This is a genomic window from Chryseobacterium sp. FR054 (assembly GCF_056844565.1).
This window is the reverse complement of sequence record NZ_JBXDSA010000002.1, coordinates 1047502-1067996: the sequence shown is the minus strand read 5'-3', so window position 1 is coordinate 1067996 and position 20495 is coordinate 1047502. Positions and strand designations below refer to the sequence as shown.

Here is a 20495-nt window from a genome sequence, read left to right as displayed (position 1 = left end):
TATCCGCAGACATCATCCGGATCTTTTCAGTTTTGAATCTTTTAATTAATCTGAACATTCATGTTCATTCCTGCGCTCAGCTTATCCAGGTCTTCTTTTTTGTTGGCAGAAGTAAATTCTATTCTTACAGGAATTCTCTGCTGTACCTTGATAAAGTTACCGGTGGAGTTATCTGTCGGAACACTGGAATATCTGGATCCGGTAGCCGCTGAAACAGCTGTTACCACTCCTTCAAACTGCTTTCCGCCCAGAGCATCGGCAGTCATCATCATTTTTTCTCCGATTTTAATGTTCGGCATCTGTCTTTCGAGGAAATTGGCTGTTACCCATTTCTGCCCGTTCAGAACGATCGTTGCGACCTGCTGTCCCGGCTGGATCAGCTGTCCTTCAGCAATTGTCCTTCTTCCCATTACCCCGTCGTAAGGCGCTGTAATTACCGTATAAGAAAGGTTGATCTTTGCCATATCCAAAGCCGATTTCGTTCTCTTGATCTCCGCATCATTGATTCCAAGACGGCTTTTTACTTCCGTTGTGGAAAGACTGGCAGACTGTTTCTGATTAACCAGGGTTTCATAAGCCGCTTTCTGAGCGTCATACTCTGTTTTTACCTGGTCATACTGCTGTCTTGTTACCGCTTCAGCCGAGAGAAGGTTTTTATAACGGTTCAGGTTCTGTTCCGCATTCCAGAGTCTTGCTTTTGCTCCTGCGATATTGGATTCCATTACGTTAACATTGTTGGAAACGGTATTGACAGATGAACTTGTTGCCGATCTCTGTGCCAGTGCATTCTGGTAGGCCGCTTCTGCCTGTCCAAGCTGGGTAAGGATTTCATTTTTGTCCAGAATAACCAGCGTATCTCCTTTTTTAACCCTCTGGTGTTCGATGAATTTTATTTCTTTAATATAAGCGGACACTCTGGTATTGATCGGATTGATAAATTCCTCAACCTGTGCCGCTTCTGTATAGGTTTTGTCTCCGATATGAAAATATTCGCGTACCAGCCAGTACAATCCGAAACCTATCACCAGAAAAACGACGATATTGGAAATGATTGCACGGATTTTATTGGTTTTGTTCTTTTTCTTTTTATCAGATGCAGCTGATGGTGCCGGAGCCGGAGCCGGAGCTGCCTGTGTATTTTGAGTGGTTTGTTCCTTGTTTTCCATTGTTTTGTTTTTCAGTTTTTAAAGATTAAAGTGTTCCCGAAGCTTTGATAAGGTTGTAATACTGATAGAGTACATTGATCTCCCCATTGGCATAATCCAGTTCAGCCTGAAGTTTCTGATTCTGGGCATCAATCATTTCTGCCTGTACCGCCAGCTGATTCAGATACTTTGCTTCTGTGATCTTATAGTTTTCTTCTGCAAGTCTTTTGGAATCATTCAGGATCTCCGCCTGCTGGATAGATTCCTGGTATTTTACATAAGCCGCATTCACGCCCATATCCACATTCTGCTGTACCAGGGTCATTGCATCCCCAGCCTGGTTTTTCTGCAATTCGCCAAGCTTTACTTTTTCTTTTGTCCGGTAAAGGTTATCAATATTATAGCTTAAAGAAACTCCGGCCTGCCATCCTCCGGAATACATATCCAGAACAGGATTTCTTGTTGTAATCGGGCGTTGCAGTGTATATCCTCCAAATCCTGCAAGAGTCGGCATCTGATCCGTTTTAATGATCTCAATGTTTTTATTCGCGAGATCAATATTCTTTTGGGCGGATTTCAGCTGCGGATTGCTTTCGTGGGCAAGATTGAGATAATAATCCATTCCTATTCCCGATTCTTTATCCGTTAAACTTTCCACAGGAATAATCTCTGTATCAGACGGAAGTCCTAAAGCAATATTCAGGTTATAATTCAGGATCTTTCTGTTGTTGGCCAGCGTAAGAATTCCCTGATCGAGATTTTTGATAGCCAATTCGCCACGGATCACCTCATTTCGGGTTACCATTCCCTGCTGATAGAATTTCTGTATATTTTTAAGACGTTCCTGAGCCAGCTTTTTGTTATTCTGAAATACGGATTCCTGATTGATAATTTTATAGACATCCAGATAATTGGAAATCACCAGAAATTTCACATCCTGTCTGTTTTTTTCAAGATCCAGCTCCGAAAGCTGCTCACGAAGACCTGCCGCCTCAATAGATTTGGTCACCAGTCCTCCTTTAAAGATCAGCTGGGTAGCCTGTACGGCATATGAGCTTCCGTAGTGAGGCATCGGAACTTTGGTGGAATTTGAAAAGTCTTTGTCAATTGCTACCGCGTTTCCTAAATAGAACTGGCTTGTGGAAGCTGTAACGGCAGGAAGCTTCTGAAGCTTTGCCAAGTGGGTATTCTGTTTCGCAATGTCTATATTCTGAGCGGAAACTTTCAGCTGCTGATGATTCTGAACGGCCATTTCGGCGACTTCACCTGCTGTCATTTCCCGTGTCTGCTGTGAAAAAAACAGCGCAGGGAATAATGCTATCACCAGTGATAGTGCTGTTTTTATATTCTTTGTCATTGTACCTTGTTTTACGGGAACAAAGTTACGGCAGCACTCAATTCAAACAAATGTTTGAATTTTGGAAAAAGATGTTCAAATGTAAGATTTTAATTTTCGAACTGATGCCTGTACTGACTTGGACTCAGTTCCATATGTTTTTTAAAAAAGTGGGAAAACGAGTACTGGTCGCTGAAACCAAGAATAGAAGACACCTCTGAAACGGGTTTTTTGGAAGAATTTAAAAGTACTTTCGCTTCGTTCATTACGATCAGGGCAATGATCTGGCTTGCCGATTTTCCGGTAATGGATTTTACCACTGAAGAAAGATGTCTGGTTGTAATCGACTGGCGCTCGGCATAAAACTCCACGGTTCTTTCCTTCAGGTGATGTTGGGCAAGGTCGGTAAGAAAGACAAAAACAATTTCTTCCTGTCTGGACATCCGGCTCATCGAATAGCTGTCTTCTCTGGAAATAATACCGGCCATCTGATAACAGAAAACAGAGAACAGATGCTCTACCATTTCTTTTTTATACAGCATTTCCGTTTCAGAATCCAGGATATACTTCAGGAAATTGACACTTTTCCAGACCACCTCCATTTCATCCTCCGGAAAAGGAACCCCTTTATTCATCTGCTGTCTGAAATAACGGTAGGTAATCAGCCTGTTGAATTTCAGGGATAACGCTGAAATAAATTCTCTTTTATAGGAAACCATCCTGGACTGGAAGTCATCACTCACGGAAACCATCTCGTAAATCGTCTGCGGGTCTGTTACCATAAACATGTTGGCAGAAAGCTCCAGATCGCTGAAATGCTGCCGGAGTTTTATAGATCCTGATTTGATAAAGATAAAGGCAGGATTCTCCGGGCGGAAAGGCTTATCCGCAGAAATTCTCTCAAAAATATTGTGTTGGGTAAAAATTTCAACCCCGAATTTTTCTAACGCAGACATAGCACAAATGTAGCCAATATATTGTAAAAGTGATTGGCGTTGAAAAAATATTCCACATCAGTCAAAAACGTGAAATATTATTTTTTTTCGCACTGATTATTCAGATTATAAATTTTTCATTCTATACGTTACCGTTGAACGGGCAGTGCCTATATTAACTTTCCGTTTAAGAATATCAGAGTTGCAACATATACCGGAGATTTGGAAATGAAGACAGTATAGAAGAATTGTTTGCTACTTTTGGCTAGCAAATTTAAAAATAGCATTTGAAATATTTGCCATACCTATGTTACCCGGATGCTGACCAATTCCTTCAACAATCCAGTTATTTTTACCAGCGGGGTAGTTTTTTTCATTTATTGCTTTATTTTGGTCTGTTTTAGATATTGACGTAATATCTATAAAAGTTGAATTTGTTTGCTTTGCAATCTCTGCTGCAACTTTATAGTTATCTTCATTTACAAAAAAAGGAGATACAATATAAACTGATGTATTTTTAAAGCTATCAAGCAATTGCAATGAACTTTTTTTAAAAGCATCTACTTTGTCTTTTGTGACATTGTCAGAAAGTTGAAAAATTAACTTATCGGGTCTAAACTTTGTAATTGACTGCCAATCTTTATTTAAAAAACTTTCAGGATTTCTTTCCATTACAGAATAATTTGAATATCTAATAATAATATTGCTTTGAGGGTTTGATGTAACTAATTTATTGAAAAACAAATGCACATAATCTTTATTTTCCTCCGAAGCAGCCATCCCTGCTTTATGGTTCCAGCCTATTTCTGGAGCAATACCATGAGATGTAATACTATTGCCTAAAATTAAAACTTTTATAGTATCCTTACTGTTACTCTTCTGCTTGATTTCTTCATATTCAGGCATTTTTATATTATTCATTGCTAACAATGGATCGTTCTTTTTACAGCCTATTAAAAGAATAATTATAAATGGGAATAGTATTTTTTTCATAAAGTACACAAAGATGAAAAATTGCTTTTAAATATTATATAAAATCATTTTAAATTTTGGAAAAACTCAATGTTATATTTTCAAAATAGAAATATTATATTTTTATTAAAGACTGAAATAAAAGTAAAAAATTCTCAACAACCTTTAATTCTATTAAAAAAAATCAACATTCTTTAGGTATTAAGAAATCACAGAATTAATTGTTTATTTTTAAACAGCCCCTAACCATATCATTCATTCATCCTCCTCATCTGCTCACTGATTTTGCTCCAGTTGATGCTGTCGGATCGGTGCAGTTCTTTATCAAACTGCTGTTTCCAGTTTTTGCCCAGTTTCTTCTCAAGACTTTTAAAGTAGATTTCATTGGTACGGTCTGCTTCTTTCTGAATTTTCCGGGTGCTGTCGGTTATCTCGCATCCGGTTTCTATTCTTTCGTAGCACAGGTTCCATTTCTTCACCAGGCTGTCTATGGCATCGTAAGCTCCTACCGGAGGAAGTTCTCCGGCTCTGATGTCTTTCCAGCAGAGAGGTTCTGTTTTATTTTCAACATCAGCGGTTACTGATTTTGTTTTTTTTGCCGTTTCAGGATTACAGGAAATCACGAAAAGTGCGGCACTTAACAGAAGCATTGGGGCAGTCAGTTTTTCCATAGCAGAGATCATTTAGGTATTTTACTGAATAAATTCCAGCAGGCGTTTTCTTGTGACAACCTGATTTCCCGCATAAAATTTGTCGTCATCCACCCTAGCCAACGATGCTGTGGACTGCACGGAAAGCCATGAAACGAACAGATCCCTGTTTTCAAATATTTCCGGGGCATCGAGATCACCGTCATAAATTTCGCCGTAGAAGAACTGCTGGTTTTCATCTGCTGCCATCCCCATTCCGCAGTAATCACGGTGGCGATAACCCAAAAAATGACCGTTCTGCAGCTTATCTGCCACAAGATTTGCAATCATTGTCCCGAATGGAAGTGTATCTTCGTCCTGTATATCTAAATTTTGTCGGTTTTCCATGCGGTGAATGATTTGAGATTTGAGGTTTGAGGTTTGAGATTTGAGGTTTGATCATTAACCTTTTGATCACTAAGTTTTTCAGATCAGGATGAAAAAAACAAGATTTTCAACTCCATCAATATGTACATCGGTTATTCTTCTGACAAAACTTTCATCTTATACTTCATACTGCATCAATGAATCAGCTGTATTACTTTCCGAGAACAAACACGGCGGGAACTTTATGCAGCTCCGGCTGGGCTTTTTTCCAGCTGGCAATGGTTTTGGTCTGGATAAATTCATGTTCAGGATCATTGATATTGGCAGCGATACAGAGTTTGGTATTGGGAGAAAGAAATTTTGTAAGGTCTTCAAAAAGCTGGTTATTTCTGTACGGGGTTTCCATAAAGATCTGTGAATAGCCTGTTTTCTGAACTAAGCTTTCCAAATGCTGAATCTGTCTTTTTTTCTCTCCTTTATCAATTGGAAGGTATCCGTTAAATGTAAATTCCTGTCCGTTGAAACCACTGGAAATTAAGGCCAGAATAATGGATGACGGTCCTGAAACAGGGATCACCCTGATATTTTTTTCATGACACCATTTTACGATCAGGTTTCCCGGATCTGCGATGCACGGCAGTCCGGCTTCAGAAAGCAGTCCGAAATCCTGCCCTTTCAGCATCAGGTTCTGTGCTTCTTTAATATCTGCATTCTCTGTGTATTTATCCAACAGAAACAGTTTCAGATCTGCCTGTTTCTTTTCAGGAGCAAAGAATTTAACGACCTTTCTGGCTGTTTTCTCATTTTCTACAAAGAAGTAATCCGTCTGCATGATATATTCTTTAATAACGGGTGCAAAATGAGTGACAGAAGTATTTTCTGATAGGTAAGCAGGGAGTAAAAAAAGCATTGTTTTATTTTTTGGTTCTCTCGTTTAAAGAAGGTTGTGGGAAATATTCCGCAAGATCCATGGAAAAGGTAACAGAGGTAATTTTCCAGCTCCCGCTGATCTTCATCAGTGTCCAGATTTCTTTTCCCCAGTTTTCCATTTTACCGTCATACCAAAAACTGTAATCGAAATTGGCAGAAGCTATGGCTCCATCTTCAACGATTTTTATATTGTCAAATTTTTCTTCAGACTTGTCATCTTTAAAGCTTTTAATAAAAGCTTTATAATCATCGGCAAAATAATATTCTGCTTTGGGATTTTTCTCCAGGCGTTTAGCCTGTGTTCTGTCTTTGTAAATTCCGGTCCAAAGTACAGGTTCCTGAAATAAAGACAGAAATCTGGTTTCATTACGGGTTTTGATGCATTCCATAAAATCATCCATTACTTTACGGATTGCCGTTTCGTCCTGAGTCTGGGCCCATGAGAAATGACAGCTTAATATGAGCAGCAGAAAGAGTTTTTTCATATTATCTCATTTTGTTTTAAGATGGCATCACACCCTCTGTCCAAAAGCTGAAAGACATGTTCAAAATCATCCATTCCGCCCCAGTAAGGATCCGGAACTTCTGCATTTTTGTGATCTCCCAGGGCTTCCAGAAACAGGGATACTTTCCGGCGCTGTTCTTCGTTCCCGGCTTTTGAAATAACGTCTTCATATACATCAATATCCATGCAGTAGATCCTGTCAAAGTTTTCAAAATCAGCTTTGGTAATGGGCCTGGACTTCTGTCCGGAGATATCAATTCCATGACCTGCTGCGGTTTTAACAGCTCTTTTATCCGGATGTTCACCTTCGTGAAGTGAAATCGTTCCTGCCGAATCCACTTTAAAGCCCTCACCAAGCTTCTCTCTCATAATTCCTTCAGCTAAAGGACTTCTGCAGATATTCCCCAGACAGACCATTAAAATATTCATATATTCTTTGCTTTAAAAAATGAAAAATACATTTTAAATTCCTTTTTTAAATAAGACAAAACTAAATAAAAAATGAAGAATAAGGCTATTCTTCATTTCAAATTATTTCAATTCAGTTATTTTTTACTGTTTGATTCTTTCTGTAAGATCTTTAACATATTTCTTGACCTCTTTATCAATCTTGGATACGTCTTTGATCGTGTCACACGCATACATTACCGTGGAGTGGTCTTTTCCGCCCATTTCCTCCCCGATCTTTGTGAAAGTAGAGTTGGTAAACTCTTTGGAGAAGTACATCGCCAGCTGTCTTGGCAAAGCGATCTCTCTTTTTCTGGTTTTGGAAAGAAGCTGTTCTTTTTTGATTCCGAAATAGTCACAAACCACTTCCTGAATATAAGGAATATTGATAACTTTTTTCTGATTGGCAGCAATTCTGTTGATGGTTTCTTTCAGCAATTCAAGACTCAGGTCTCTTTTATATACTGTGGAGTAAGCGATCACGGAGTTGATTACCCCGATCAGTTCTCTTACGTTTGTTTTTGCTTCTGCGGCAAGGAAATCAAGCATATCGCCAGGAAGTACGATTCCGTCTCTGCTTAATTTATCTTCAATGATCTGTCTTCTTGTAGATAAATCCGGAGATTTGATCTCTGCAGAAAGTCCCCATTTGAAACGGGAAACAATTCTGTCCTGGATATCCATGATGTCAGCCGGAGCTTTATCTGAAGTAAGAATGATCTGTTTTCCGTTCTGGTGAAGGTGGTCAAATATATGGAAGAAACTGTCCTGTGTTGCAGATTTACCGGAAAGGAACTGAATATCGTCGATGATCAGAACATCCACCATCTGGTAGAAATTGGCAAATTCTGTCTGCTTGTGTGCTTTTGCAGCAGAGATAAACTGCTGGATGAATTTTTCAGAAGACAGATAAAGGACTACTTTATCGGGAAACTGATTTTTCACCTCAAGTCCTACTGCCTGCCCTAAGTGGGTTTTTCCCACTCCATAACCTCCATAAAGAAAGAGGGGGTTAAAAGCTGTTGCTCCCGGCCTTTTGGCGATAGATCTTGCTACGGTAGCCGCAAATTTATTGCTTTCTCCTTCTACATAGCTGTCAAAAGAATAATCCGGTTTCAGATTGGAGTCTATATTTACCTTTCTTATTCCGGGAACTACAAAAGGGTTCACGATATTTGCAGAGAATCCCTGAGGCATCGTTTCCTGTGTTTTAGGGGTTGGAACGCTTTGTCCCTTTATATTCATGGTAACAGGTTTTTCCTGACCTTTCGGCCTGTTTTCCATTACTGAATACCACAATTTCACTCCTTTTCCTATATTTTTCTTCAGGGCAGCAGAAAGAAGGGACAGGTAATTGTCCTCAATGTATTCCTTGTAAAAATCACTCGGTACGATAAGCGTAAGGTTATTCGCCACCAAAGAAATCGGCTGCACCTTATCAAATAACATATCGAAAGATTTTTCAAGTTTTTTCAGATCAGAATTATCTTCAGCAGCGTTTAAATTATCACGCATAAACTGAAGGCATTTCTGCCATATCATCATTAAATTTTCATCCATTATTCTGCCCCGATTAATTCTTTGTTAGTACTGTTTTTAGAAGGAAGACAAAGGTCCAATTTTTTCTTTTCAAAAAAAAATATTGCGGGTATTGATTATTTAAAAATATATTTGTATGTATAATTTATAACTCAAAATGATACATACAACACACTCAATACGAGTACGTTACGGAGAAACAGATCCTATGAAATATGTCTACTACGGTAACTACGCCGAGTACTTTGAAATTGGAAGAGTGGAACTCTTCCGGAGCATAGGAATGTCATACGATGAAATTGAAAACCAAGGAATTTGGCTTCCTGTTTCAGAGTACAAAATTAAGTATTTAAGACCGGCTTTATATGATCAGAAATTAGAAATTCACACCTACATTAAAAAAATTCCGGGTGTAAGAATTGAATTTGAGTATGAAATTTACAATGAGGATATGATAAAAATCACAGAGGCTTCCACTACTCTTTTCTTTTTGGATGCCAAAACGAATAAAGTAATCAAATGTCCGGATGTTTTAATGAAACTGATTGAGGAAAACTGGACATAAACAGGAGACGCCCCACAACAGGTCTCCACCCACCCCCGGATAATCTCAAACCTCAAACTTCAAATCTCAAATCTCAAATCTCAAATCTCAAACCTCAAATCTCAAACTTTGAATATTAAATACAAAACTATTCTGAATTAATTTGCACCTTTGCACCGTATTTTTAATTATACCTTATATTATGAAGATAGCATTTTTGGGGCCTCATGCGAGCTTTACGCAGCTTGCGGCCACACAGCTTTTCCCGGATGAGGAATTATTCCCGCAGGCTAATATCCTGGACTGTTTCAGGGCGGTAAACCAGGGAGAAGTTTCAAAAGCTGTTGTACCGCTGGAAAATTCTATTGAAGGAACGGTCTCTATGACACTGGATTATTTATATAAAACGCCTTCCATTAAAATTGAAGCAGAAGCTGTAATGCCCATTGCCCACCATCTGATGATCCACCCCGAGAACAGAATGGAGGATATAGAAAAGATCCATTCGCATCCACAGGCTCTTGCACAAAGTTTTCATTTTCTGGACACTCATTATAAAGAGGTTGCCCGGCAGGATTTTTCTTCAACGGCTGCGGCTGCGAAATATGTTTCGGAGAACAGAGATCTTAAAATCGCGGCTGTGGCCAATCAGTTTGCGGCCAATTTATATGGTCTGAAAATTATCAACAGGAATATTCAGGATTTTGAGCAGAATCATACCCGGTTCATCATTATTTCCAAACAGCAGGACAGTTATCAGAATGACAGTCTTCAGGTGCTGGGTGAAAAATCCGGCATGCTGATCAATCTTCCCGAGGATCATCCGGGAGGACTTCATCAGGTACTTTCTGTTTTTGCATGGCGAAAAATGAACCTCAGCAAAATTGAATCCAGAACTCTGAAAACCGGGCTTGGCAATTATTTTTTCTTCATTAATGTAGAAGGCCGCTGGAATAATGTGCTGTATGAGAATGTTCTTCTGGAGCTTGAATCTATCAATGCCACAGTTGATTTTCTCGGCAGCTATAAAGAATACCTTCTGGAAAGCTGAAAATATATTATAATACCTGTTTTAAACACTGCCTTCTGGCGGTGTTTTTTTTTGCGATCAGTCCAAATCCGGGTTCCAGGCAACGTTTTTGGGAAATTATACGACCTTTTTTTCATTGTTATCTCACTATAAAACAGCGCTCTGCTCTCTCAAACAGACTGTATTTTATCACAAAACAATGAAATTATTCCACTTTAAGTTATTCCAGTTATTAACAACTATGCCCTGATATTCCTTTAGATACAAGGCATTTAATTAAACAATAAAAATCAATAACTGTTTTATGTGTAAAATTTTAACAATATATCAATATATGTTTAGAAAATTAATAGTATATTTAGCATACCGTTATATATATCACAAAACATAGTCCATTTTTTCAGTCTATGTAAAAATGAAAACTAATTAAAAAAATTTGCTCATGAAAACTAAAATTTACAGCTTCGCTTTAGCGTTAACTGCTATCAGCGCTTTTTCCCAAGTTGGGATCAACACAGCTACCCCCACCGCCACCCTGGACGTTAACGGAACCGTAAAAGTCCGGGACATTCCGGCTTCCACTACTTTACCCGGTTACGACATTCTTGCCCTCAATCAGGGAAGCGCACAGATCTCCAAAGTTGACCCGCAACTGCTTTATAACTCGATCTCAAACCCCACCGTATTTGCAGCGAAGAAAACGACAGGGTTCAGTCTCCTGAGTTTACAGCTTTTCCCTACCGATTTCAAAGTGATCAATTTCTTAGCTGCAGAAAGAAACATAGGGACAGGCAGCTTATTCTCCGATACGGATTACTCCTATGTCATTCCCTCAACAGGGGTTTATCAGGTGGGATTTTCCTTCCGTTACGGAGCCGGCCTGCAGGCTGAAGTGCTTGGCACCACAGGCCCGGGAATTGGAATCCTAAGAACAAGAAGTGGTGTTGCCACTCTTATAGACAACCGTACATTCAGTGGCATAACCGTTCCGCTTGTACTCAGTCTGACTATTTCTGAAGCTAATGTGTCCTCTCTTTACAGCTTCCAGGCCAATGACAGAGTTTCCTTCGGTATTACAGGATCAGGTTTCGTTAATGCCAACGTGTTAGGAACAAGTATCGGCAGTTTTTATATCTATAAGGTATCAAATTAATCAGCATATAATTTAATCACTCAACACGGTTAATCCATTGCATCATCTGCAATGGATTAATTTTTGGTATCATGATCTTAAACACTACCTTTATAACTGATAAAAACTAAACAATGAGTGAAATAATCCTGATCATCCTCTTTATAGCCTTCATTTCTGTCTTTATCAGTCTGAACTCCAGAATCAGGAAGCTGGAGCATGAGGTTCGTGAGCTGGGTGCCAGACTTGGCAAAACGCCTCCGTCATCCACTGAAGTTCCACAACAGGTCATCACGGAAACACAGCAGACCGTAATTCACGGATTTCCTGCTCCCCCTGAAGCGGAAGAAATCAAATCTGAAGATGGTCCTTCTCTTCCGGAAAAAGACCGGACTGCTCCTGTTTTTGATTTTTTAAAGCAAAACATTCTGGCTATCCTGGGAATTTTCACCCTTGTTCTTGGTATCGGTTATTTTGTAAAATACGCAATTGATAAAAACTGGATCGGAGAAACGGCAAGGACCCTTATCGGGTTGGGTGCAGGAGCGGGAATAATGCTTACCGGGCATTTACTCCGAAAAAATTATGCTGTTTTCGCCTCTATCATTACGGGTGGAGGAATTGCTGTTCTGTATTTCACAACTACGATTGCTTTCAGGGAATATCATCTCTTTTCCCAGAATACAGCATTCATCATCACCTCAGTGATTACTCTTCTGTCTATTCTCCTTTCTTATCGCTATAACAGCGAAGTATTAATTATTTTTTCAATGATCGGCGGCTTCTCTGCTCCTTTAATGATCAGTACAGGCCAGAGCAATTATCTTTTCCTTTTTACGTATCTCAGTCTTTTGAATGCAGGCATGCTTGCTGTGGTTTTCCTTAAGCAGTGGAAAAGTGTGGGATGGGCCGCTTACCTCTTTACCAGCCTTTATCTCTTCTACTGGACCACAGATCATCCTGAACTGCTGAGTATTGTTTTTTATATCATCAGTTATATCATTTTTTACATTTTTGCGCTCCGGGAATACTTTAAAAAGAATATTCTGACTGTTTCCGGAATGCTGATGCTGGTTTTAATTAATTTTTCCAGCCTTACAGGGCTCATCTATATTTTTGACGAATTACAATACGAACCAGCCATTATTTTCCCTGTTATTTTTGCTGTATTAAATGGTCTTCTGCTTTTCAGGGAATACGGAAAACGAAGTTTTGGCACTGCCTATTCTGTTTTTGCCGGAATGACGATCAGCCTTGTTACTCTGGCGATTGCAATTCAGTTCAAAACACATCTTATCACCAGTGTATGGGCGATAGAAGCAACTTTACTGCTTTTCATCTGTAAAAAAACAGGGCACAGAATTTTCAGAACCTGTTTTTATATTCTGTTTCCTTTGGTGATTATTGCGCAGATCATAACATGGTCTGCCTATTCCGGCAACAGCAATATGCGTATTGTTTTCAACCCGGTGTTCCTGACGAGTCTTGTCACTATTACCTCAACCATCATCAATCTGTTCCTGCTGAAAAGCACTCATCAGGACAGCAAACAGACCGGCAGCTTTTTCGAAAATATTTTCACACTCACCAGTTATGGCATTATCTACACTGCTCTTCTTCTGGAAATCATCTATCATATGTCTGATACGGTGTGGCCTGCCATTACCGGTACTGGGCTTCTGTTCAGCATTTATTATATTTTCGTATTACTGTTATTCAGAAAAAAACTTGATATTCATAAAGATATTCAGACCGGACTTATCTATCTGTTTCTTTTTTTATTAAGTATTCATGCTTCTTTTTCTGCATCGGCAGTGGTGACTGCTGTTCTGTTAAAGAAGCTTACCTATGGATTCTATATCATTCAGTTCCTTCACTGGATTCCCTTTATTTATATATACCGGAATGCTGCTCCTGAATCTGGATTCTATAAAACCCAGCTGTCTTACTGGATAATTTCGGCAGCTCTTGTTATTGCAGTAAGCTGTGATCTTTACCATTCCTATATTTTAGGGACCGTCCGGGATATATCCCTTTCCCACGCAGCCGGGGAACATTTCAGCATGCTTTACCTTCCGGTTATCTGGACCGTTCTTGCCTGCATTTTCATTTATGCAGGACTGAAAAGAAGTATTTCCGGATACAATAAAATCGGTTTTACCCTTATCGGAATCATGATCTTAAAACTTTACGGCCATGATGTCTGGGAAATGGACAATGTATCAAGGATCATCGCTTTTATCATTCTTGGAATTCTTCTGCTTTTGGGATCATTTACTTTCCAGCGCCTGAAAAACATTATTAAAAATATGGTTGACAAAAAAGATGAAACCCCGGAAGAATAAAATCATCACAGGTTATTATTTATGTTCAGATCTTACAACTATTAAAAAAGTATGGTTTCCGTAGCCAGCAGGATTAAAAGAGGTTAAATGTCTTTTCTACTTTTTGAAATTCAATTTCAACTCCTTTTAAGAGGAATCCATTTTTAAGGACCGAATCATTCTGTTCAAGGGCCTGCAGGCAGGCATATGTAATGGCAGAAACAATCTGAGCACCGGTTAATTCATATTTTTCTGCAATTTTAGATACGATATCCGGATCTTCCAGAGACATATCTGAAGGGATGATTTTTCTCCATAATAATGCTCTTTCTTCCGTCTCAGGTTTACTATACTGAATCAAGCAGTTAAAGCGTCTGAGAAAAGCGTCATCTATATTATTTTTAAAATTGGTGGTGAGAATGATCAGCCCGTTGAAACTTTCCACTCTCTGAAGCAGGTAGCTCACTTCCTGATTGGCATACCGGTCATTGGAAGACCTGGTCTGGGTACGCTTTCCAAAGAGTGCATCTGCTTCATCAAAAATTAAAATGCTGTTTTTATTTTCTGCCTGGGCAAATATATTTTCCATATTTTTCTCTGTTTCGCCGATATATTTTGAAACGACCTGCGACAAATCTACCCGGTATACTTCCCTGCCGAATTCTTTTCCCAGCAAAGCTGCCGTCAGAGTCTTTCCTGTTCCCGACGGCCCGTAAAATAAAGCTCTGTATCCCGGAAGAAGATGTTTACCCATTCCGCAGCTTTCCCGTAAGGTCTCATAATGCTTTACCCAAAGCCTCATCTGATGAATCTGATCCTGTATGGCGGAATTTACAACAAGATCTTCCCATTCCAGCGGGGTATAGACTTCTTTGGCGGGAAAACCGGGACTGAATTTAGGTTTCAATTTTTCACCGTATAATAATAAATGAACGGCTTCAGGCTTTAAAATCAGTCTTCCGCTCATTAAAGGTTCGCCTTCTTTTACAAAATCCAGTGTGATGATCCGGTCTCTGAAAAACCAGTGAGAAGTTTCAAAAAAACGCTGAATTCTTAAACGCTGTTCAATATCGTTACTGGCTAAAATATACTGTACGGTTTCTCCCGTAGGCAGCATTCCTCTGTGATTTTCCAGCCGTATTCCGCCCAATTCCGGAAATTCACCTCCTTCGGGATGTACTTCTTTAATGATGTCATCAAAAAAATGAGGCAGTATATGAGGAACCAATGCTATTAACAGAATCACAGCTTCTTCATGAGTTGTTTCTCTTTGCAGAACATCTGAAAATGAGTTTCCGAAATCATATTCTTCCTGAGCATCTTCCAAAGAAAGAAGCCGCTGAATAATATAGGATTTAAATATTTCAAAAGGCATTTTTTTATTGTTTATTGGTGGGTTTCCGGCATTTATTATACAGGATTCAGTATTATTTCTTTTTTTCATCTCCTGTTTTACCTACGGTATCTTTGGTCATACTTTCCGGATCCAGCTTAGGTTCGATGATCTTAAAGTCGTTTATAGACGGATATCTGAACGGTTCATTTGAAGCATATCTGATGGGCAGGCTTACTCCTACATTGAGGCCCGGAGGAGCGTATGAAAACTGTTTCAGCAACCAGCTTTTTTCCCAGTGGCCAAGATAACCTCCTGCTACATTGGCTTCTACAACGCCTTCTATATTGAGGAGTAAAAGGAGGGCTAAAAGTGCAGACAGATCAGAATTCACAACAAAAACGCCGTTGGCGTATTCTACCGTCAGTTTTGTATTCAGTCCGGCATTCAGTCTCATAATTCCCGTTACTCTTATTCCTCCTTTAAGGTTGGCAATAAGGGCATCAAGCACAATACTGGCCTGAATGGAAGCTGACAGTTCTGCAAATGCAGCAATATTTAAGGTAGTGGAAAATTTAAAGGAAGGATTTTTATCATCTTCAAAAGGATTAAACTGGGCTTCAACTTCAATGTTTCTGAGTTCTGCAGGGCCTATTCCTGCTTTGAACATGGAAACCAGTTTTATTTCCAGCTGTATCCCGATAGGTCCTGCTGAAACTCCGGGCAACGGAAAACTTTTCGTGAGACTAAACAATATCTTTTCGAATTTTTTGCCGGTAAACAAAGTGTAAGGTTTCAGGACTTTGATTTTTCCTTTTACCGTAAACTTGCCGTTTTCATCAAAAATAATTCCGGCTGTTCCCTCAATATCTTTTTTCAGCTGTACCGTAATATTTCCTTCTCCTGAAAGGTTACCGTTCGGGCTTAGTTTTACTTTGGCATTCCCTTTTATTTTTCCTTTGGTAACATCCAGTGTTCCGTCGCCGGAAATTTTTCCGTCATCATATTTTATTTTAATATGTCCTTTGAATGATTTGTAGGTAAAGCCTGATTCTCCGCTTCCGGTAAGTTTGTTTTTATTTAAATCATAGAGAATATCTAAGGTGACATCATTTATTTTAGGAACGGCAATCGTTGTTTTTCCTTTGATGATCCAGTTATTATTGACATACTGTACTTTTATATTCGTATTTTTAGTACGTGGAATATCCAAATCAATATTTCCTGTGGCTTCCACTTTTCCGTCCCTGTAAGTGGCCTCAATATTTCCTCCTTTTAAGAATTTATTGTTTTTTGAGGTTATTTTTGCATTGACACTGGCCAGCAGGGAGTATTTGTTATCTGTTTTTTTATATTCAATTTTTGTTTTGGCTTCGTCTACATTGGGAATAAAAAACTCGCCGTCTCCTTTGGCAAAGAATCCTGAGGTATCTACCCCGGCCTCTATTTTTCCTTTCATAAGGGGCTTTTTCTCATTACCTACCGCAAACGAAATGCTTCCCTGAGCCTGAAAGTCTGGGAAAAGATTCAATGAAATATTAGATTCCGTTACCTTTAAGCCTTTGACGGGAGAGGTAATTTTGATGTCTTTGGCTATTTTAAATTCATCTTTAGAGAAATAAATATCCAGTTCTTTGATAAATTTAACGGTAGGAAATATTTTTGCCGTACCGGAAATTTCTCCGTTCGTTTCTTTTAATGAAGTAATTTTACCGGGACTTAAATAAGGGTAGTAAAAGCTAATCGCATTGGTCTTTTTCTCGGAGGGTGAAAATTTTAAATTATTCTCTGCATCTGCCTTCAAAGTAATAAGTTCCGAATTGCTCTTCATCTCGATAGGCAGTTTCCTGGTCCCCATCTGATGGTTGAAATTGCTTCTGAACTCTTTTCCTTTCTTACCCATATCTTTGATAAGAATCAGGGGAATAAACCTGGCAAAGCTGTTGTTGACCGTAGAAGGTGTCAGTTCGTCAAATTTATCCTGTTTCAGCTTTTCATCTTCTACTTCTGCATCGGCGGGATTGGCTCCTGCTTTAAACTGTATCTTTCCTTTTTTAATTTCACTCTTCCCTTTCAGGGCCTGCAGCTTAGTTTCCAGAGGAAATTCTATCCCGTTGATCTCCGGAAAAGCAGTTCCTGTAAAAGCCACAGACTGAATGTTAACTTTCAGCTGCCGGGTTGATGTTTTGTAATAATTGGCGGGTTTAGTACTTTTAAATTCTTCAGTGATCTTTCCGATTGTCTCATTGATTGCCCGCCCCGATTTCTGGTTAGGGTCACCGGGTAAGATCTGCAGATTGTCTATCCCATCACTTCCGGCCAGCTGTAATTCGATAATATGATCGATGTTATTCGTCCATTTTTTATAAGTTTCGGCTCCATCGCTGATGTCTTTCTGATCTAAAGAAGCTTTTACAGAATAATACAGTTTTTTCTGGTCTTTATCAAGCCGGGTGGTGTCTATATTATCCCACGATACCTTAGTTTTCCATTTATTCAACAGATCCATACGTCTGGTATCATGAAATGTTCTTTTATTATTGGCATTGCTCAGATCAACAACCGAAAAAAGCTGCCCGACATAGGCATCGTATCTGTCTTTTACATTACCTTTGTCTCTCGGCAGATCAAAGTCTGTCACATTGATGGTGATCAGCTCTCCCGCCGGTGTTTCCTTCACGGTTCCGTCTTCGTTCTTTTCAATGGTATACCGGTAGATTTTATTGTTTGCCGAATGATTCTGGATGATATGGATGATTTCATGGAGAAGGATTTTCTTTCCCTCCACAGTATTCATATTAAATTCACCGGCATTAAAAACAATATGATTTTTATAGGTAAATGCTCTTGCATTGATGCTTTCTGCTGCTATATTCGCTTTTCTGTCTGTATGGATTTTTATATCTGACCAATGATAAGAAAAATACCGCCCGACATAATGTACAGCCGCATCGGGTAAACTGCTGCCCGATTCCTGCAAAACGTCTTCCACCAGCTCGGGAGCATCAAAATCATCATTCTCATCTTTGGTTTCGTCTTTGATCTTCCTGTTGATCCTGCCCGAATTACCGGATGAAAACAAGTGAGAATTATTTTTTTCCAGTGAATTCAAAACTGAATCCGCTTCTTTTTCTTTAGGGTCATTTTTGGAAGCAACTTTTAAAGGGGAACTCTTCTTGGCAAAAAAAGAATTTTTCTTACTGTTCTGAGTTTTCGGGCCGGTTTGTTTTTGTTTTTCAGCTTGTTCCATCTCAATTGATTTTCAGGTTATTTTGGTTTTCTCATGCTAATTTCTCTGCCGGTCAGGAATTCCAGTAAACCATCAGAAATTCTTCCATCCAGGGGGTACGGATCATTCCTGTTCCCCACGGCAGGCTTTCCAGTAAAATATCCACTCCTTTTTCTTCTACCCAAAGTTCTGAAGAACGAGTTTCTGATACCGACAGCTTTCCGGCCCTCTGCAGAAAGGTTTCCCTGAGCGCTTCGGCTGATGTTCCTTTCAGCACATTCCAATGTTCGATAACTGCAATTAATAAGTCTTTACAGGTTTCTTTCTCTTTCCTGCTGATTTTTTGTTTTGTATTGATCACACTTTCTATGGGAAAACCGCACATCAGTTTGTTTAAAACCAATTCATTTTCAAAGAAAATTTCCTGCCCCGTAACTAAATATTGGGTTAATAAAATCGCTTTATGCTGGCTTTGCTTATTCTTCCACACATCATCTTTACACAAATTCAGTTTTTGAAAAAGATTAGGAAGAAACGGATGTAAAATTACCAGCCCGGCATTGTCTATATAGATGCCGGAAGACGGCAAAACCAATTTAACGGTTCCTGATTCTTTATTAATTAAAGCATCACGAACAACTGCCTGATCTTCCTTATCAACATTAGCAGTACTTTTCTGTTTATCGGAATTCCTGTTTTTACTCTGGTCTTTTTTCAGTTCTTTATTGAGTGGTTTTTTATGCTGCCTGTCAGTATGTTCTTCTTCTTTATTTTCTACCAGATTACTTTTATCTGATTTTTCATGACTGCCAGGAATCCCAATTTTCGGTTCATTGGATGGAAAGTCTTTTTTCTCCGGGGTTTCCGAAAATAATTCAGAGTTTTCAATCCAGGACTCCAGTTCTTCTACCGAGGAACACTTCAGCTGTGAGCTAAAGAAGATGATTAAAGACTCAGTGATTGAATACTTTGAAACTTCAGTGCTTATTCTCTGTTTAAAGGAATCTTTCGTATTAAAATAATACCTGATGATCGTATTTCTGTTGTCAAAGAAAAGCCCAATCATTTTTTCAATAAATTCTTTGGAAATTTCAACTGTCTCAACGATTTCATCTATATTTTCCGAATATGAATTTTCTCTGATCATTCCTGTTTTTAAATACTCAAAAAATAAAGTCTCCGCATATTTCCCCTGTGGTTCCCAGCCGGAGTTTTCTGATTTTTCCCCGGCTATGTTCAGCCCCAGAACGGGGAAATGATCTTTCAGATATTCTTCAATCTGATATAAAGCCTGATCTACAAATTCCTTTTTCCAGTTCTTTGGGGAAATTTCCGGAAGATCTACTGATAGTTTTTCTATTTCCCATTCGTAATTTTCTATTGAATACCGGTCTAGAATAAGCTCCAGTTTCGGATAAAAATCTTTCTCCAATACATCAGATACCATATTTTGAACCTCTTTTCCTAATGATAAAGAGCTGCATTGAATATCGATAGTATGTTTCCGGAGAAGGTTCATGATTTATTTCCTATCAAAATCAAACGGAGGACAATGGAACTGGATAGAGGTAAAAACTTCGTCGTCCAATCTTATGGTATCATTGGTACTCCCGGTTTCTTTTTTCAACGCTATCCTCAAAATCCCGTCTTCTCTAAGCATAAAGCTCATCATCCAGACCCTGTTCAGTTTCTTTCCCGCATCTGTTACAGCTACCACAAAAGACATCATTGCATTGTCGTATTGCTGAAAAAAAACATTCAGCGTTTCGTAGATTTCAGGATCCAGTTTAAACCTGAAATTTGTAGCATTTGCTTCTTTAATAATCAGTCTGAAAGTAAAATTTACAGACGTTCTTTCAATTCCCCGGAATGAATACCACAAGAGTCCGTTGTTCTTATCCTCCTGAACAGATGTTTTTTCCCAGAACTCAAACAGAGGCAGCTGTCCTCCGCCTGTATCTGTATTTTCCGTATAATCCAGTAAATCAGTAAGTACAGCCCGTACTTCTGCTGCGGTATTATTTCCCCCGTCACTAATTCCCGCTATTTTTGCTTCTACCTGTGCTCTTGTTGCCATG

At 39.0% G+C, this 20495-nt stretch carries 18 protein-coding genes; 4 read left to right on the top strand and 14 right to left on the bottom strand.

Annotation, left to right across the window (positions count from 1 at the left end; translation table 11 throughout):
• Window positions 1-41: 41 nt before the first annotated feature.
• The 10 genes from AC106S_RS12130 to dnaA all read right to left on the bottom strand — a co-directional run bounded on the left by AC106S_RS12130 (window position 42) and on the right by dnaA (window position 8846).
• Window positions 42-1166: an HlyD family secretion protein gene (locus tag AC106S_RS12130; protein WP_482439380.1), complete on the bottom strand. Its 1125-nt coding sequence runs from the start codon at window positions 1164-1166 to the stop codon at window positions 42-44.
• Between the two features lie 25 nt (window positions 1167-1191).
• On the bottom strand, window positions 1192-2502 hold the full coding sequence (locus AC106S_RS12125; protein ID WP_482439378.1) for a TolC family protein: 1311 nt from the start codon (window positions 2500-2502) through the stop codon (window positions 1192-1194).
• Window positions 2503-2591: 89 nt separating this feature from the next.
• Entirely contained in the window at window positions 2592-3437 is an 846-nt protein-coding gene (locus tag AC106S_RS12120; RefSeq protein WP_482439376.1) for a helix-turn-helix domain-containing protein, read from the bottom strand.
• 234 nt (window positions 3438-3671) lie between these two features.
• Entirely contained in the window at window positions 3672-4409 is a 738-nt protein-coding gene (locus tag AC106S_RS12115) for a hypothetical protein (RefSeq protein WP_482439374.1), read from the bottom strand.
• Between the two features lie 230 nt (window positions 4410-4639).
• Window positions 4640-5059, bottom strand: a complete 420-nt coding sequence (locus AC106S_RS12110) for a hypothetical protein (RefSeq protein ID WP_482439373.1) — start codon at window positions 5057-5059, stop codon at window positions 4640-4642.
• Window positions 5060-5080: 21 nt separating this feature from the next.
• The gene (locus AC106S_RS12105) at window positions 5081-5425 is read right to left on the bottom strand and encodes a hypothetical protein (protein WP_482439372.1); all 345 of its coding nucleotides are present in this window, start codon (window positions 5423-5425) and stop codon (window positions 5081-5083) included.
• Between the two features lie 190 nt (window positions 5426-5615).
• Window positions 5616-6314, bottom strand: coding sequence for an SAM-dependent methyltransferase (locus AC106S_RS12100; protein ID WP_482439371.1), 699 nt, complete (start codon window positions 6312-6314; stop codon window positions 5616-5618).
• Window positions 6315-6318: 4 nt separating this feature from the next.
• Window positions 6319-6819 carry a Cif family virulence factor gene (locus AC106S_RS12095; RefSeq protein WP_482439369.1) on the bottom strand — a complete coding sequence of 167 codons (501 nt, stop codon included), beginning with the start codon at window positions 6817-6819 and terminating at the stop codon, window positions 6319-6321.
• A complete protein-coding gene (locus tag AC106S_RS12090; RefSeq protein ID WP_482439367.1) occupies window positions 6816-7268 on the bottom strand; it encodes a low molecular weight protein-tyrosine-phosphatase in 453 nt (150 codons plus the stop codon). The genes AC106S_RS12095 and AC106S_RS12090 overlap by 4 nt, the downstream gene beginning before the upstream one ends.
• A 123-nt stretch (window positions 7269-7391) precedes the next feature.
• Window positions 7392-8846 carry a chromosomal replication initiator protein DnaA gene (gene dnaA / locus AC106S_RS12085; RefSeq protein ID WP_062697090.1) on the bottom strand — a complete coding sequence of 485 codons (1455 nt, stop codon included), beginning with the start codon at window positions 8844-8846 and terminating at the stop codon, window positions 7392-7394.
• Between the two features lie 136 nt (window positions 8847-8982).
• On the opposite strand from dnaA, the gene AC106S_RS12080 reads away from it, so the two are divergent.
• The 4 genes from AC106S_RS12080 to AC106S_RS12065 all read left to right on the top strand — a co-directional run bounded on the left by AC106S_RS12080 (window position 8983) and on the right by AC106S_RS12065 (window position 13876).
• Complete coding sequence (locus tag AC106S_RS12080) at window positions 8983-9390, top strand: acyl-CoA thioesterase (protein ID WP_482439366.1); 408 nt, start codon at window positions 8983-8985, stop codon at window positions 9388-9390.
• Between the two features lie 181 nt (window positions 9391-9571).
• The gene (gene pheA / locus AC106S_RS12075; RefSeq protein ID WP_482439364.1) at window positions 9572-10420 is read left to right on the top strand and encodes a prephenate dehydratase; all 849 of its coding nucleotides are present in this window, start codon (window positions 9572-9574) and stop codon (window positions 10418-10420) included.
• 421 nt (window positions 10421-10841) lie between these two features.
• A complete protein-coding gene (locus AC106S_RS12070; RefSeq protein WP_482439363.1) occupies window positions 10842-11552 on the top strand; it encodes a hypothetical protein in 711 nt (236 codons plus the stop codon).
• 113 nt (window positions 11553-11665) lie between these two features.
• Window positions 11666-13876, top strand: a complete 2211-nt coding sequence (locus tag AC106S_RS12065) for a DUF2339 domain-containing protein (RefSeq protein WP_482439362.1) — start codon at window positions 11666-11668, stop codon at window positions 13874-13876.
• 73 nt (window positions 13877-13949) lie between these two features.
• On the opposite strand, the gene AC106S_RS12060 is transcribed toward AC106S_RS12065, so the two are convergent.
• The 4 genes from AC106S_RS12060 to AC106S_RS12045 are packed head-to-tail and all read right to left on the bottom strand — an operon-like array spanning window position 13950 to window position 20494.
• Window positions 13950-15230, bottom strand: a complete 1281-nt coding sequence (locus tag AC106S_RS12060; RefSeq protein WP_482439361.1) for an ATP-binding protein — start codon at window positions 15228-15230, stop codon at window positions 13950-13952.
• Window positions 15231-15282: 52 nt separating this feature from the next.
• Entirely contained in the window at window positions 15283-18438 is a 3156-nt protein-coding gene (locus tag AC106S_RS12055; RefSeq protein WP_482439360.1) for an eCIS core domain-containing protein, read from the bottom strand.
• Between the two features lie 52 nt (window positions 18439-18490).
• On the bottom strand, window positions 18491-19936 hold the full coding sequence (locus AC106S_RS12050) for a contractile injection system tape measure protein (RefSeq protein WP_482439358.1): 1446 nt from the start codon (window positions 19934-19936) through the stop codon (window positions 18491-18493).
• Window positions 19937-19939: 3 nt separating this feature from the next.
• Entirely contained in the window at window positions 19940-20494 is a 555-nt protein-coding gene (locus AC106S_RS12045; protein WP_482439357.1) for a hypothetical protein, read from the bottom strand.
• Window position 20495 lies beyond the last annotated feature (1 nt).

What these genes read in the sequence shown, in the direction of transcription:
- AC106S_RS12130 (WP_482439380.1), bottom strand. Translation starts at nt 1,166, where the DNA reads ATGGAAAACAAGGAACAAACCACTCAAAATACACAGGCAGCTCCGGCT.
- AC106S_RS12125 (WP_482439378.1), bottom strand. Translation starts at nt 2,502, where the DNA reads ATGACAAAGAATATAAAAACAGCACTATCACTGGTGATAGCATTATTC.
- AC106S_RS12120 (WP_482439376.1), bottom strand. Translation starts at nt 3,437, where the DNA reads ATGTCTGCGTTAGAAAAATTCGGGGTTGAAATTTTTACCCAACACAAT.
- AC106S_RS12115 (WP_482439374.1), bottom strand. Translation starts at nt 4,409, where the DNA reads ATGAAAAAAATACTATTCCCATTTATAATTATTCTTTTAATAGGCTGT.
- AC106S_RS12110 (WP_482439373.1), bottom strand. Translation starts at nt 5,059, where the DNA reads ATGGAAAAACTGACTGCCCCAATGCTTCTGTTAAGTGCCGCACTTTTC.
- AC106S_RS12105 (WP_482439372.1), bottom strand. Translation starts at nt 5,425, where the DNA reads ATGGAAAACCGACAAAATTTAGATATACAGGACGAAGATACACTTCCA.
- AC106S_RS12100 (WP_482439371.1), bottom strand. Translation starts at nt 6,314, where the DNA reads ATGCTTTTTTTACTCCCTGCTTACCTATCAGAAAATACTTCTGTCACT.
- AC106S_RS12095 (WP_482439369.1), bottom strand. Translation starts at nt 6,819, where the DNA reads ATGAAAAAACTCTTTCTGCTGCTCATATTAAGCTGTCATTTCTCATGG.
- AC106S_RS12090 (WP_482439367.1), bottom strand. Translation starts at nt 7,268, where the DNA reads ATGAATATTTTAATGGTCTGTCTGGGGAATATCTGCAGAAGTCCTTTA.
- dnaA (WP_062697090.1), bottom strand. Translation starts at nt 8,846, where the DNA reads ATGGATGAAAATTTAATGATGATATGGCAGAAATGCCTTCAGTTTATG.
- AC106S_RS12080 (WP_482439366.1), top strand. Translation starts at nt 8,983, where the DNA reads ATGATACATACAACACACTCAATACGAGTACGTTACGGAGAAACAGAT.
- pheA (WP_482439364.1), top strand. Translation starts at nt 9,572, where the DNA reads ATGAAGATAGCATTTTTGGGGCCTCATGCGAGCTTTACGCAGCTTGCG.
- AC106S_RS12070 (WP_482439363.1), top strand. Translation starts at nt 10,842, where the DNA reads ATGAAAACTAAAATTTACAGCTTCGCTTTAGCGTTAACTGCTATCAGC.
- AC106S_RS12065 (WP_482439362.1), top strand. Translation starts at nt 11,666, where the DNA reads ATGAGTGAAATAATCCTGATCATCCTCTTTATAGCCTTCATTTCTGTC.
- AC106S_RS12060 (WP_482439361.1), bottom strand. Translation starts at nt 15,230, where the DNA reads ATGCCTTTTGAAATATTTAAATCCTATATTATTCAGCGGCTTCTTTCT.
- AC106S_RS12055 (WP_482439360.1), bottom strand. Translation starts at nt 18,438, where the DNA reads ATGGAACAAGCTGAAAAACAAAAACAAACCGGCCCGAAAACTCAGAAC.
- AC106S_RS12050 (WP_482439358.1), bottom strand. Translation starts at nt 19,936, where the DNA reads ATGAACCTTCTCCGGAAACATACTATCGATATTCAATGCAGCTCTTTA.
- AC106S_RS12045 (WP_482439357.1), bottom strand. Translation starts at nt 20,494, where the DNA reads ATGGCAACAAGAGCACAGGTAGAAGCAAAAATAGCGGGAATTAGTGAC.